The organism is Fictibacillus marinisediminis, from assembly GCF_023149135.1.
Classification (GTDB): Bacteria; Bacillota; Bacilli; order Bacillales; family Fictibacillaceae; genus Fictibacillus_C; species Fictibacillus_C marinisediminis.
The window spans coordinates 3558881-3573221 of record NZ_JAIWJX010000002.1; the positions used below are offsets into that span (position 1 = coordinate 3558881).

At 41.5% G+C, this 14341-nt stretch carries 10 protein-coding genes and 1 pseudogene; 1 reads left to right on the forward strand and 10 read right to left on the reverse strand.

What is annotated here, in order from left to right:
* Positions 1–297: 297 nt before the first annotated feature.
* From LCY76_RS18995 to LCY76_RS19010, 4 genes are all read right to left on the reverse strand, one after another.
* Positions 298–1800 carry a malate:quinone oxidoreductase gene (locus tag LCY76_RS18995; RefSeq protein WP_248253917.1) on the reverse strand — a complete coding sequence of 501 codons (1503 nt, stop codon included), beginning with the start codon at positions 1798–1800 and terminating at the stop codon, positions 298–300.
* 341 nt (positions 1801–2141) lie between these two features.
* Positions 2142–5510 (reverse strand): hypothetical protein, encoded by a 3369-nt coding sequence (locus LCY76_RS19000; RefSeq protein WP_248253918.1) that lies wholly within the window; start codon positions 5508–5510, stop codon positions 2142–2144.
* A gap of 286 nt (positions 5511–5796) precedes the next feature.
* Positions 5797–6159, reverse strand: a complete 363-nt coding sequence (locus LCY76_RS19005) for a hypothetical protein (RefSeq protein ID WP_248253919.1) — start codon at positions 6157–6159, stop codon at positions 5797–5799.
* Positions 6160–6528: 369 nt separating this feature from the next.
* On the reverse strand, positions 6529–6846 hold the full coding sequence (locus LCY76_RS19010) for a hypothetical protein (protein WP_248253920.1): 318 nt from the start codon (positions 6844–6846) through the stop codon (positions 6529–6531).
* A 444-nt stretch (positions 6847–7290) separates the two neighbouring features.
* Between LCY76_RS19010 and LCY76_RS19015 the strand changes: the two genes are divergently transcribed.
* A complete protein-coding gene (locus LCY76_RS19015; RefSeq protein WP_248253921.1) occupies positions 7291–9144 on the forward strand; it encodes an acyltransferase family protein in 1854 nt (617 codons plus the stop codon).
* 91 nt (positions 9145–9235) lie between these two features.
* On the opposite strand, the gene fliT is transcribed toward LCY76_RS19015, so the two are convergent.
* From fliT to hag, 6 genes and pseudogenes are all read right to left on the reverse strand, one after another.
* Positions 9236–9586 (reverse strand): flagellar protein FliT, encoded by a 351-nt coding sequence (fliT, locus tag LCY76_RS19020; RefSeq protein ID WP_248253922.1) that lies wholly within the window; start codon positions 9584–9586, stop codon positions 9236–9238.
* Position 9587: 1 nt separating this feature from the next.
* Complete coding sequence (fliS, locus tag LCY76_RS19025; protein ID WP_248253923.1) at positions 9588–9989, reverse strand: flagellar export chaperone FliS; 402 nt, start codon at positions 9987–9989, stop codon at positions 9588–9590.
* Between the two features lie 30 nt (positions 9990–10019).
* On the reverse strand, positions 10020–11567 hold the full coding sequence (locus tag LCY76_RS19030; RefSeq protein WP_248253924.1) for a flagellar hook-associated protein 2: 1548 nt from the start codon (positions 11565–11567) through the stop codon (positions 10020–10022).
* Between the two features lie 16 nt (positions 11568–11583).
* Positions 11584–11922, reverse strand: a complete 339-nt coding sequence (gene flaG / locus LCY76_RS19035) for a flagellar protein FlaG (protein WP_248254724.1) — start codon at positions 11920–11922, stop codon at positions 11584–11586.
* 207 nt (positions 11923–12129) lie between these two features.
* Positions 12130–13356 (reverse strand): flagellin lysine-N-methylase, encoded by a 1227-nt coding sequence (fliB, locus tag LCY76_RS19040; RefSeq protein WP_248253925.1) that lies wholly within the window; start codon positions 13354–13356, stop codon positions 12130–12132.
* 84 nt (positions 13357–13440) lie between these two features.
* Positions 13441–14267: pseudogene (gene hag / locus LCY76_RS19045) on the reverse strand (flagellin Hag).
* Positions 14268–14341 lie beyond the last annotated feature (74 nt).

Sequence of the window (14341 nt, forward strand, 5' to 3'; positions counted from 1 at the left end):
TCCTCCTGACTGGAATTTTTAGGTTCATTCTATCAACCCCTTCCCTTTTATACAAACAATTGAACGTAATAAAAGGCTCTTGAGGCCATAATAAAAAGACATCCAATTAGATGCCTTTCTTCAACTATTGCAGCCCGTTAGTTGATGCGAATTTAAAAAAAGAACCTTCAATCCAAAGATAGATCAAAGGTTCTTTTTTTTAATTTTTTATTTTATCTCTGTTTTATTCAATCATTGTCTTTTCAATCTCTTCATCATAGAAACGCTTGTCCATTAATGGTTTCTACATCTAAAGAATTAACTAAAGACCGGCTCTTTTTCGCTTAGACCAAGCGTCTCTGCTGTTGAAGTATGAATTTCATGCAGAAGCTCTGGGTTTTCCATTAGTGACAAACCATAAGAAGGAATCATTTCTTTGATTTTCGGTTCCCACTCTTTCATATGCTGCGGGAAGCATTTTTTGATAACCTCAAGCATAACGTGAACGGCAGTCGAAGCACCCGGAGAAGCGCCTAGTAATGCTGCGATCGAGCCATCAGCGGCCGTAATCACTTCCGTGCCAAATTGAAGGGTTCCTTTACCGCCTGCCTCTGTATCTTTAATAACTTGCACACGTTGGCCCGCTACCACAAAATCCCAATCCTCTGCTTTAGCGTTAGGGATAAACTCACGCAGCTCTTCCATGCGCTGTTCTTTCGATAACATAACTTGCTGGATCAGGTATTTTGTCAATGACATCTCTTTTGCGCCTGCCGCCAGCATCGTTAATACATTATTCGGTTTAACGGAAGTTACTAAATCGAACATTGAACCCGTTTTTAAGAACTTTGGTGAGAAGCCGGCAAATGGTCCAAATAGCAACGATTTTTTATCGTCGATATATCTTGTGTCCAGATGCGGGACAGACATTGGCGGAGCACCAACCTTAGCTTTGCCGTATACTTTTGCATGATGCTGCGCTATAACCTCCGGATTATTACACACCATAAAGATTCCGCTTACTGGGAATCCACCAATATGTTTACTTTCAGGAATACCGGATTTTTGCAGTAAATGCAGGCTTCCACCCCCGCCTCCGATAAAGACGAATTTTGCCGTATGGCGTTCTACGCTGCCGCTATCGAGATTCTTCACTTTCAATTCCCAGGAGCCATCGCTAGTATGTTTAATATTATCAACACTATGTTTGTATTTGATATCGACGTTTTTAGTCTTTAAGTGGTCAAACAACATGCGCGTCAACGCACCAAAGTTGACATCTGTTCCAGAGTCAATTTTGGTAGCTGCTATCGGTTCATTCAATGTACGGCCTTCCATGATAAGCGGAATCCATTCCAACAGTTTTTCCGGAACATCGGAAAATTCCATCCCTTGAAATAACGGATTGTTTGACAGCGCTTCAAAACGTTTCTTTAAAAACGTAACATTTTCTTCCCCTTGCACCATACTCATATGAGGCAATGGCATGATAAAATTCTCTGGATTACGTATTAGCTTGCTGTTTACAAGATAAGACCAGAACTGCATTGAAACTTGAAACTGTTCATTAATTTTTATAGCTTTACTAATATCTACAGACCCATCCGGTTTTTCGACCGTGTAGTTAAGCTCGCACAGTGCCGCATGCCCCGTTCCGGCATTATTCCATTCGTTAGAGCTTTCCTCTCCTGCGTTTTCGAGCTTCTCAAACACTTTAATTTCCCATTCCGGTACTAATTCTTTCAAGATTGTCCCTAAAGTCGCACTCATGATTCCGGCGCCAATTAAAATGACGTCAGTGTTAGTTTCTCTGCTGCTCATTTTTACCAACCTTTTCGCCTAAAATTTGCAGAATAGATGCAGGCTTCACACCAAGCTAAGGTGCGATCCAGTCACACACTTTTTCTGTCCCAGTTATAACCATATCATAATGTATTACAATTATTTAAATACTAAATCATCTACTATTATATGATAATTATAAGTTTTTTAAAAGTTGATAATAGCGATTAGTCCGCCCAAAAGGCCTAGAAACACACAAAAACCAAAGCCTTAATGATTTTGTGTTCCAAAAATTTCTTTTCCTTTACTGTTAAAATGTAGTTTGTGATGAAATGAACCAAAAAGACAGCTCCTATAAGAGGAACTGTCCTTTCGCTATTTTACTTCCAGGCCCCGAACCACGTGCCCCATTTTCGGAGGAACTGCTCTTTCAGCGATGGAGACTCAATGCCCTTCTGTTTTTTAAATTCATTATAGCCGGCAAACCCGATCAGCAGGATTCCTGCGATCAACAGGTACACCCACCACGGCATGTTGCCCCAGTATGGCCGGGTCTGCACGAGTACATTGACCAGCAGCACGATCAAACCGCTAAAAAAGTAGCTTTTTTGTTTGGAAACAAAGCCATAGAGGATAGCGATAACAGCCAGTGTACCGAGAATAATCGCATCGATAATTTTATAGCTGTACATTGCATCAATCATAAGAATCAATGAGATGACGCCGATCAAGCTGTATTGAACATACATGATCACCTTTTCGCTCAAATTCCACGTCTTTCGCGTCAGCAGATAACTGACCAGGATCCAAGGCAAGACATACAGCTCTGTCATGAGATACTCAGGGAAATCAATCATGTCGATGATCGTATAGTAGGTTAACAGACCAACGAGCAGCGACAGCGTTTGAAGCACTTTTTGTGCGATGGGAACCTCATTGATCCGTCTTGAATGCTGATACAGCAATAACGCAATCAGGGTGAATCCTGTGATAAATACCCATTCCACAGCCTGCATGCAGCCGGTCCATACATAGACCAGCCCCGCTATTCCATAAAAATCAACTTTTTCCTCATTCTCGTGATGATACAGCTTTTCATATAAAAACATTCCGATTGAGGTAAACAGAATACCAATCGAATACCACACGACCGCACGGAGTGGAGAAGAAAGACTGTAAATATCCATCAAATCGGCCATCCCGAGCCCGAAAAAAATCAGCGGGAAGACCGCAGCCGTTCTCCAATATCCTTTAAGAGAATGGAAAAACGCCATGAACACAAAGATGACACCGATATAGAACCAAAGAGAGATTACGTCCCCGCTGTAATAAGAATCAGCCAGGTATTCGGCCATCACCAGAATGGAGAACGGAACGATATACCATCTAAGCCGTTCCTTCCAGGCTTCTGAAAGAACAAAATAAGCAGCCAGCAGCAACAGGCTGTAGACGAGACGGTTCTCGTTAGGAAACCATTCGTTGACCATGAAACCGAATGCCGCGGATAAAACGGTCAGTCCAGCGTACAGACTGTATTTTCTCTCCGCTTCAAACACCGAACGCCATACATATAACCCATACAAAACCGTCAGCAAGAGATACGGCAGCGTTTCACCTGAAGTAATAAAGTTATAGAATACCGCGTACAGCAGAGCCGCTTGGCCGACAACCAGCGCAGGCAGATGGCTTTGGCGTTCCACCCGCTTTAACACTTCATAGGAAACAAAAAGGAGAGCGGCAATCGTGATCAGTGTGAGCCGTTCGCTCAGCGGATCTGCCGTCAAGTGAAGCAGCGCATAAAAAACAAAGAACAATCCTGCCTGCACCACTCCATAACCGACACTTTGTTTAAAATACCGCGTCCCTACGAACATCATAAAACTAAACAGCAAACTGCAGACGAGACGGATCCAGTCGGCTTCCGTGTCAAAGGAGGCAAGAAAACTGATAAGAGAAACGAACATTGCACCGATCAATGCGTATTGACCGAGAATGCGGTCTGTTTTTTTCCAATAATACAGTGCAGCCAGAAGTATTGTTCCCATTCCAATCGCGAGCGCACGATCCGGGTCAGGAATAAGCGCCATTCCCATTGAAAAGCCCGCAAAGAACAGGAAGACCGAGACACCTGCACCAAATACTTTTTGGGAGATGCCCTGCTCGGTCAAATAATGTCTGGCCCCCAGTCCTGTCAGCAGAAGGGCGAGAACAACGGTCTGCCAATACTCAGGAATCAACAGCGTCAATCCGAAACCACCCATCAGGAACGCTCCGCCAACATAAAGGCTGGAACGACGGATCGGCCGGATGAACTGGCCGATTACATACGCAACCAGCCCGGATATTCCGATAGCAAGCGGCCAATACTTTATGCTGGATGGACTGGTGAGATGATACACCTCCAGCGCAGCGCTGAAAATGTAAAAAGGAGCAAGATACGTAAAGAGGCGGAAAGCCGTGTTATAGCTTAAGTAAACAAAGTTACCGGCAATCACGAGATACCCCAGAAGCATCCACACGCTTCCTTCGCCGCTTGAAAGCATCAGCCCTTTTCCTGTAACAAGTAAAAACGCAAGAGCAGAGACAGCCCCGTTGGCGATCTGGTAGTACTTTTTCAAATTGCCCTTCGAATAGCGGGCAACAGCGAGAAGCACCACTGGCACGATTGGAATGAGGACAAGGCTCAGGCCGGCACCAGCCGCTTGTTCAACGAGCTGATAGAGGCCATACGAAACAAAAGCCATAAACAAGAGCTCATACTCCACCCGTTTGTTGACCATTCTCATCGCCAAATACAGAACAGCGGTCAATATCAGGTTAAAGCTCTGAGAAAGCGGCTGTTCAAACGAAATGATAATGAATAACGTGGATAAGATCAGATTGCTTTGAATAAAGATGGGCAAGACCTTTTGAGAAATGTCTGCCTCCTTCGCTTTTCGTACATGAAAAAGATAGATATAACCCGCATTTCCGAGGGCATATGCAAAATAGAACGCGTTCTTCTCAATGCCGAACGCCAAAAGAATAAACGCATAGCCGATAGCTGAAGCAATCAGCGTAAACCAGGCGAACAATTTGGATGAAAACGACTTCGTGAACATCCAATAGATCGGCAGACAGATCAGACTGGTTACCGCCCCCAGCACATACTTACCGTCCCCCGAAAAACTCAGCCAGCTGCCGAACAGCTCAAAATATCCTGCCGACAGAATGGTGATCGGCACGAATAGTGCAAACAGCACAAAGAACGCAAAGGCTGTCTTCGTGATGTGAAGCACCCGCTGTGACAAAGCACCGAGCCCTCCGAATAGAGCGGCGATCCCACCGACAAGCAAGGTTTTCGCCAGAGAACTGAATACGTCCCAGTTGCTCGTTGCGAGGGTAAGCCCGCCAAGCAGAAGAAGCACCACACCCGCTGTCATGAGCAGCGTCAAGTTCCGCTCCCGCTTTTGTTCTGCGGTCAGCGCCGGCTTGGGAGCTGGTGGAGGTACAGGCCTTGGCTTCGGTACAGGCTGAGCCGCTGGCACCGTGCTGGTGATGATCGGCTGTTCCCTCTCAATCTGTTGCGGTTCCTCCGAGCGCTCCGGTTCGGATGTTGCCTGTATATGAGGTTCCTTCCCTTCCGCAATCCTTCTCTGGTCCTTTTCATAGCGGTTGATTCCTTCAACCACTCTTAAGTAATCTTCGTATTTTAAATATCCCTTTTCCTTTAGGTCAAACAAGTCCTTAATCAATTCTGGACCCTTCATGCGACACCCCGCTTTTGCATCGTTATTGCTAAAAACCAACAGATGAACATTTATTCATTCTATGTATCAACCACATTATACATCACTTTTGGAAATAAAAGGGTGCCTATTGCAGACATTTCTACAAAAAATGAGCTTTAGAAGCACAGCTTCTAAAGCTTGGATTCTAACGTTTATAATTCTCGTACCTTCCCGTTGAACCTAAACAACCCATTTAAGTAATCCTTTCTGTTTAAACAAATATAAAACGCCTAATAAAGTAAATCTTTAATAGGCGTTCGAAAAATTATTTAATAAAAGTTTCAATATCCTGATCATTAAAACTAGTATTTAATATGTTGTCTTCTTTTAGTTTCTCTTCGACCATCTTTAAAATATGCAAGAAATGAGTAAGTCTATACATAACAAAAAATCCTCTTTCAAGCGGCAAAGGCATAGTAGTAAATTGCTTCTGCTTATTTTCGTTAATATAACTAATTATTAAGGTTTGATTTTTGTCCATCTCACCATATATTTGCTGAGGTTCAACATCTCTAAAACTGTATAGCCTTTCCTTAATCCCTATATCATCAAAAAGATCTTTTAATTCTTGAGTACTTTTTACATTATGTGCTGGATTATTAGGAGGAAATACCTCGTAGAAATACACTTCTTTTAAAACATTTATAAAAAAATGTGTAATCGCAGACTCTTCATCCGAAAAAACTTTTACATTAGTTTTCTCCGGAGGTGTCCGCCTTTCAAAATTAATGACTGAATACTCCCAATTACCATTTATATTTTCAATTTGACTGTAGGCCTCATAGTCTCCTTTTATTTTGTAAGATGTTATCGGGATTAATTTTTATCTTAATATTTAGCTCGTCACAAGCCTCTAATAATTGGTTCCTATTCACCGTTATCACATTCCCAGGTCGCATGGAGAGCGAGATAATCCCATTTTAACGCACCTTTAATCTCACTGCACTAGCTCTCCAGTTTACCGATATCCGAGGCCAGCGCTTCCAGTTCATCCGGCTTAACGCTTATTTGACTCATCCAGCTTTTCCTGCCTCTCAATCTCGTTTGCTTTTTCCCTGAGCCGCGCAGCTTCTCTTTTCAATGCATCTTTCAACTGTTCTCCCGTACTGGCTGAAGAAAAATGAGTGCTTGCCGCTTCGGACATGATCTGCTTGTAGCTCGCTTTGCTTTTACTTTCCCAGTCTTGTGCTTTGGTCAGTACGTGTACGCGGTCACGTCCGAGGCTATCCAGCTTATGCATTGATTCCGATACCTTGCCGGAATACCAATCCAGCATTTCCGCCTGCATCCTGTATTTTTGCTTGTCAAAAAACATCCGATCACCGCCTGCTTATTCTCTCTCCTCCTATTGTAAAGAAGGCACACGGGCAGAGGCACTAGCCACTTTTACTAAAATCAGGTAATTACTCAGCCTTTTATCCCCATTCCACTGCGACATATTTCCTATTCTCGCCTCATTAGCCATTTATTCCTTGATTCGGCAAATCCAATTGCACTATAGTAGACTCTAGGCTAAATTCCCCTGTCAGCAGGGATTTTTTAACATAAAATTTTGTCGAAAATAGTAGAATTGTTTTGTTTCCAATACCCTTGAAAACCACTAAACTATTATGGGAGATAAAAAGATCTGCTTTATGCGAAGGGAGAACGATCATGTTTTACATCGCATGCTGCCAGCAGCAAGAATTCACTGCGGGTTATGAGGCGGCAACGTTACTATATAATAAGAAGAAAAATATCAGGGTAAGGGGGGAGTTGGATGCCTGAACCTACCCAGAAAAACAAGCGGTATATGCCAGGGATTGACGGGCTGCGGGCGTTCGCTGTTCTCGCCGTCATCGCTTATCACTTAAATCTTGGATGGGCACCTGGCGGATTATTGGGCGTGGGCATCTTTTTCGTTCTATCCGGCTACCTGATCACAGATTTAATCATAGCGGAATACCATCGAACCGGAAAAATCGACTTTAAACAGTTCTGGATCAGACGGGCACGCAGACTCCTGCCGGCTTTACTGTCCATGCTGGCTCTTGTCATTCTTTGGGTCCTTCTTTTTGAACGATCGTTTTTACTGGACCTCTGGGGCAATGTTCTATCTGTCCTTATGTACGTAAGCAACTGGTGGCTCATTTTTCACAAAGTGTCCTATTTCGCACAGTTCGGTCCTCCCTCTCCGCTCAACCATTTATGGTCACTGGCGGTGGAGGAACAGTTCTATCTCATCTGGCCGCTCGTGCTGTTACTCGGCCTTCGCTACATAAAAAATAATAGATTGATTCTCGGGAGCATACTCGTTGCAGCCATCCTTTCCGCCATTGCGATGGCTATGATTTACACACCGGGAGTAGATCCGAGCCGGGTATATTACGGAACAGACACGAGAGCTTTTTCCCTGCTGATCGGAGCCGGACTTGCGATCATTTGGCCAAGCCGAAAGCTGTCCACTCGTCTGCCGAAGGAACAGCGAAAAGCACTCGATATCGTTGGAACGCTCAGTCTCTTTGGGATTTTGCTCTTAATCGGATTCACCAGCCAATTTGATAGTTTCTTATATCGCGGCGGTATGGTCATTCTGTCGATTTTCACCTTATTTGTCGTGGCGGCGCTTGCCCATCCGTCCAGCCGGCTCGGCATGGCCATGGGATGGAAGCCGCTTCGCTGGATTGGTGTCCGGTCGTACGGAATTTACCTTTGGCACTTTCCGGTCATTGTTCTCACCAACCCGGCACAGGAAAATGCCCATCCATCCGCATGGCTCAGAATCGCTCAGTTTGCATTAATCCTTATTCTGGCCACGCTGTCCTGGCACTTTATTGAGGAGCCTATCCGTCAAGGAGCATTGAAACGATGGAGAGCGAAACTGAACATGACGGCACATTCCTGGAAACGTGCGACACTCGTGCAAAAGTCGATCCTTGGCTGCTCAGCAGCAGTAATCGTCGTCATCTTTTTCACGGTTGTCATCCCGCAGCTTCACAAGCTTGAAGCCGGACAGAAAAAGAAAGCCGAGCAGGCCATCATGCATCCTGAGCCTGTAAAACCGAAAGAGAAACCGAAGCATGAACAACCAAAACCGGAAGAGAAGCCAAAACCGAAGCCAGACCAAAAGCCAGACTCGAAACCGTCACCAGTCCCGCCGCCTAAACCGGTGGACGAACGAATCTCAGTGATCGGTGACTCGGTCATGGTGAACGTGGCACCTTATATCAAAGAAAAATTCCCTAAGGCAACGGTTGACGCCAAGATCGGCCGCCAGCTGAAGGATGCTTCAGATGTCATCGATCACATGAAGGCAAACGGAAGCCTGGGACACACAGTCGTCATAGGACTTGGAACGAACGGTCCTTTCTCAAAAGACCAGCTCGTAAACGTGCTCGATAAAGTTGGTAAAGACAAAGAAATCGTACTGATCAACAGCCAGGTTCCCCGTTCGTGGGAAAAGCAAGTGAACCGGACGCTCGCGGAAGTGGCTTCTTCACATCCTCACACGAAGCTTGTGAACTGGAACCAGGCAAGCAATGGACAAACCTCGTACTTTTATAATGACGGTGTCCATCTCAAGCCAAGAGGCGCTTCCGCCTATGCGAAGCTTGTAGAGAGCGCGGTGAACTAGAATAATAGCAGAAAAAGAGAGCAACGGCTTAGCGGCCGTTGCTTTTTTTTATGGCAAAGAAAAAAACTCCGGCTCACATAGGCCAGAGTTCTTAATTCTTCTTATCAAAAAACATACCGTCACCCAAAACCGATGCATACGGATTAGCGTACTGTGCGGAGTGGGTTTTCTTTTGATTCATCAATGTAATGTCATGTTTAATTTCAGCGAGCTGACGGTCGAGCAGTGGCTGAACCACTTCGTTCAGCTGTAGGATAGCGAGCCCCATTCTCTTCTCTTCATCAGTAAAAGTAACAGGAATTTCGCTCAGCAGCGATTCCCGCTGATCCAGCAGCTCATTCAACCGCTCAATGTAGGGTTCGCGCTCTTCTTTCGGAAGACCGCTCGTCACGTGACCGTGCAAGTTATGTGTGATCTCAAGTAAAACGCTGACCGCTCCCATCTTATACTCGTCCTCCCTGCCCATACTGCTGACGGCGGTTGATCTGGATGACTTCCTTCCACGTATCACGGAATTCCGTCACAAAACTCTCCACCTCATCTAAGATCTCGATGCTCCCTTGCACGTTCGCATCAATTAGAAGACGGTTTAAGTAATCGTACATCGGCATCAACGTCTGTGAAACCGGAGCATCCATATTCAATGTCACCATAAGCTCCTGGATGATCTTCTGGGCCTTCAGACAGTTGGTGTTTTTCTCTTGAAGGTTTTTATTATGAATGGCCTGCTTAGCCTGAGTAATAAACTTCAAACAGCCATTATATAGCATCAAAGTCAGTTCACCGGGCGATGCCGTTTGAACCGAGTTATTCTGGTACGACTGGTACGGGTTTGGTAAAGACATCATGTCACTCCCTTAGGTTTTGTTGCTTCGTTATTGTTCGCCGCCAAACTGCTGGGACAAGTAAACACTTTGCTGATTGGAACGTGAGATGGCTTGTTCCATGGCAGTGAATTGACGGTAATAGCGATCTTCTACTTGCGTCAACCTTGTATTGAAATTCGTGATCCGTGTATCCATGTCAATGAGCTGCTTTCCGATAGCAAACTGATTGTTCCCACGAGACGAGTTTCCTGCTTTAGCTTCCACTTTACCCATGATAGAATCAATGGAATCACGAAGACGGTAGGCAATTCCTTTTGTCTCACTTGTAGTCCCCGAATTTGTGAAAAGCTTCTTTACTGCTTCGGGATCTTTTGCGATAGCATCTTTAAGCTTGTTTTCATCTGTAATGGTTAACTTTCCTTTATCAAGGTAGCTGCTAGATGTTTGAATACCGATTTTCGCTAACTGGTCATAGTCCGCTTTGCCGGTATTAACACTCGCATACATATCACTTCGCAGTTGGTTAAGACCACTCGATAAAATAGTATCTCCCCGCAGCATTCCGCTCTTTGCCTTGGCATCCCAAAGCTCAGCTTCTTTATCCGAAAGGTCCTTTCTTTGTTCATCTGTAAGAGGATCATACTTGCGATAACGTTCTTCTGAAACTTTATCATTGATTTTTCCTATAGTTGTATTGTACTGATCAACAAACTTTATGATAGAATCAAAAATGCCCTGTGAGTCAGTTGATGCTGAAATGGTAACCGGGCTTGTTGTGTTGGACTTTAGGGTATATGTCACACCTGAGATCGTAAAAGAGTTAGAAGAACGTGACATGCTTAATCCGTTTAGAGTGAATGTTGCGTCGGTTCCTAAGTTGTTATTAGTGCTAGTTAATTCATTATTTACATTTGAAGTAAAACCCAAATTTTCATATAGATTTTGTGTATTTGTATCCGCAAAAGTAATTTTAGAACCAGCACCGGTCTCTTTATTTGTAATAACTATTTGTCCTGTGCGGCTGTCATAAAATGCACTTACTCCGAGATCTGAATTTGAGAGTTTTTGGGTAAGCGAATCGATGGTTTCTGTAGTCGGGTCAATTGTAATTTCAAAAATTTTATCAGTTGTTCCATCTTTTACAAAATCCGATGTACCAGGCTTTGTTAATTTAAATTTAAGTTTATTATCTGATGGTAAAGTTCCTAAGGATGATAGCTTTGTATCGGCTTGCATAGGATTCGATCCCGTTAAAACAGGTTGTCCAATCCAGGTCCTTGATGTAGCTAACGTTATTTTTTCAATCGTTGTGCTGATATTACCAGAGGAACCATTTGAGGTTGCGGTAACTACAGAATCATTTGTACTTGTTACGGTTTTCTTTAAAAAGGTACTCTGTCTTCCTACTCCATCAAAGATTAGCTGATCAAAATCTTTTAATAGCTTATTCATATCTCGATAGTCATCGCGTTGCCACTCCAAAAGCTGTTTTTTCTGGGTCAACTTGTCTAACGGGATACGCTGTGCCTTCATTAAATCCTTAACCATGGAGTCTATGTCCATACCACTGGCCAGCCCACTAATGCGTGTAGTCATTCACATCATCCTCTCGTTAAATCTTTTTATCAAGAAATAATCCCACATAATCCAGCATCGACGCATACATATCCAAAAACTTTTTTGATGGGATTTCTCGTAAAACTTCCTTTGTTTTATCATCAATAACCTGAACATAGTAGTCATTCAGTTTCTCATGAAGGACAAACTTGGAGGATGTATGAGTTGGTATTAATAGTTCGTTTACACCGTTGATCATTTTACTTAATTGTTGTTTTTCTTGTCTATTAGAATTTACTTCATGGGAGTAAGTTTTATCTTGCATTGTCTCATTATAGAAGTTATTTTGTTTAGGCAACATATTTATTGTAGAACTTGAACTTATTGAATTCATTCCCAAATAAATCTCTCCCGAATAAAAGTTTTTATATTAGTTCTATCGGTTGTAATAATTCAAATTTATAGGAATTGTCATTAATTAAGTGTGATAAAATTATCATAATAATCATTTTTTAGTAACTTTATAATCCTAAAAGAATTGCTTATATATTTTAACGAATAAGATTTCATTCTCAATGTTCAACATTAAATATCGGTACTTCTATCCTCTAAGCATAATAGATAACGAAGCTAAATTATTAAAATTATTTAATTCTAAGAAATCATAAACTTTTTGTAAAAAGCTTTTATTATGTTCAATAGTTCTAGAGAAACACTGTATAAAGTGAATTACAGATTCTTCATCTATTTTTCCTTGGCGGTTTGCTGACACACCTGTTAAGTAAAGTTTTATCAGTGAATACTGTATAACTAAAATGGAGAATTCTTTCATATAGTTATCAGTTTCGTTTAAGGGGAACAATGATTTAAAAACATAATTAACTAGATAGTTTTCAATAATATATGAAAAATTACTAATTGTTAGCTTATAGTATTTATCAATTGATAATTTATAGATTTCTTTCAATTTTTCATCGTTTTTATCTAACTTTAATTGTAAACCATCTAAAAATTCCTCATAAAATTTTGTAAATCCTATGTGATTGATTTTTGCTTGTAAGCGTGAATCAGATATCAATTTTAATAATTTATATTGTAATTCTATTTTTTCCGGTATTTCGTCAAATAAGTTATTTAAACCAGTACTACGAAGGTTATTCTGATACATTTTTATTAGATCATTTATATAATTACTGTCCAAAGAATTGTTTTCTTGAACTTTTTTCAAAAACATTCCGATTAACAGTATTCTTTTCCAAATGTCACATTCTCTATATTGTAAAATTTCAATAATTAACGACCTTATATTCCAATAATGAAATTCTAAAGTTGTATTTTTAAATTGCGTACTGTCAATCTCTCCTTGAAGAGTTCTGTTGTCTGAAGTAATTGGTACAACCTCAAAGTCAATGCCGTCTTTTTGTTTTAGAGCTAATTTAGCAATTTCAGGACACGATGTTGTCCCTGCTCTTTCAAGAAGATTATTCACTTGGTTTGTTACCCTTGGATATATAGCACATGTATTACATAAAGAGCTTTCACCTAATCTGCTATGAATTGTACATAATTTGTCTTCATCTAGAAATCCGCAATTTCCTTCATTATTTAATTGGATATATGCATAAGCATTATCTGACAATGCTTTTTTATTTTTTTTTATTTTCTCTCTCATTTCACTGCTAAAGTCTTTATTTTTTATATTTTTATAATTTTTATATGTTTTTTTATCTATAAGGATTGTCCATCCGCTACAACAAGTATCTTCACAGTTCGGACCTATACAAGAAAATTCTTTCATATATGTTGGCATTAAAATATTTCGTTCCATGTAACAGTAACCACCTTATAAAAAATAGAAGAGCCTTGAAGAAATCCCAAGACTCTCTATAATAATATTACTTTCCTATTTTTATTAACGAAGTAATTGAAGTACACCTTGTGGCTGTTGGTTAGCTTGAGCCAGCATTGCTTGTGCTGCTTGAGAAAGAATAGAATTTTTGTTTGCTCCATCATTTCTTTTGCCATGTCCACATCACGAATACGAGACTCGGCAGCAGTTAGGTTTTCAGAAGATGTATTCAAGTTATTAATAGTATGTTCTAAGCGATTTTGCTTAGCACCTAATTGTGCACGCTCATCTGAAACTTTTTGGATGGCAGTATCAATTGTTTTAATGGCAGTAGATGAAGTTGCCGCATCAGTATCAAGTTTAACAGCATCAACTCCAAGACTTGCAGCATCCATTTTAGCAAAAGTAACATCTAACTTTTGATCTTTGTTTGCTCCAATTTGGAATGTAAATTTACCTGTAGCACCGCCAGAACCATCTAATAATTTCTGAGTATTAAATTCTGTATCAGTTGCAATACGTCCAATTTCTGCAATTAAATCAGCGTTTTCCTTCTGGATTTGGGCTCTGTCATCTGCTGTAGTATTTGTATCATTTGAAGATTGAACAGCAAGTTCACGCATACGCTGAAGAATTGCGTGAGTTTCGTTCAACGCTCCTTCTCCAGTTTGAATCATTGAAATAGCATCTTGTGCATTTCGAGAAGCTTGATCAAGACCACGGATTTGTCCACGCATTTTTTCAGAGATTGCTAGACCTGCTGCATCGTCTCCGGCACGGTTAATCCTAAGACCAGAAGACAACTTTTCCATTGATTTAGATTGTGCGTTAGTTGCACTGTTCAATTGACGGTGCGTGTTTAATGCTGCAATATTGTGATTGATTCTCATTATTTTTCCTCCTTGAAATAACCCGCCCACATCCTTGTGGATGGTTTTTTTGTTTTCAAACAAAAAAGACGATT

Excerpts from the sequence above, each read along its gene's own strand:
- LCY76_RS18995 (WP_248253917.1), bottom strand. The coding sequence starts at position 1,800 with ATGAGCAGCAGAGAAACTAACACTGACGTCATTTTAATTGGCGCCGGA.
- LCY76_RS19000 (WP_248253918.1), bottom strand. The coding sequence starts at position 5,510 with ATGAAGGGTCCAGAATTGATTAAGGACTTGTTTGACCTAAAGGAAAAG.
- LCY76_RS19010 (WP_248253920.1), bottom strand. The coding sequence starts at position 6,846 with ATGTTTTTTGACAAGCAAAAATACAGGATGCAGGCGGAAATGCTGGAT.
- LCY76_RS19015 (WP_248253921.1), top strand. The coding sequence starts at position 7,291 with ATGCCTGAACCTACCCAGAAAAACAAGCGGTATATGCCAGGGATTGAC.
- fliT (WP_248253922.1), bottom strand. The coding sequence starts at position 9,586 with ATGGGAGCGGTCAGCGTTTTACTTGAGATCACACATAACTTGCACGGT.
- fliS (WP_248253923.1), bottom strand. The coding sequence starts at position 9,989 with ATGTCTTTACCAAACCCGTACCAGTCGTACCAGAATAACTCGGTTCAA.
- LCY76_RS19030 (WP_248253924.1), bottom strand. The coding sequence starts at position 11,567 with ATGACTACACGCATTAGTGGGCTGGCCAGTGGTATGGACATAGACTCC.
- flaG (WP_248254724.1), bottom strand. The coding sequence starts at position 11,922 with ATGAATTCAATAAGTTCAAGTTCTACAATAAATATGTTGCCTAAACAA.
- fliB (WP_248253925.1), bottom strand. The coding sequence starts at position 13,356 with ATGGAACGAAATATTTTAATGCCAACATATATGAAAGAATTTTCTTGT.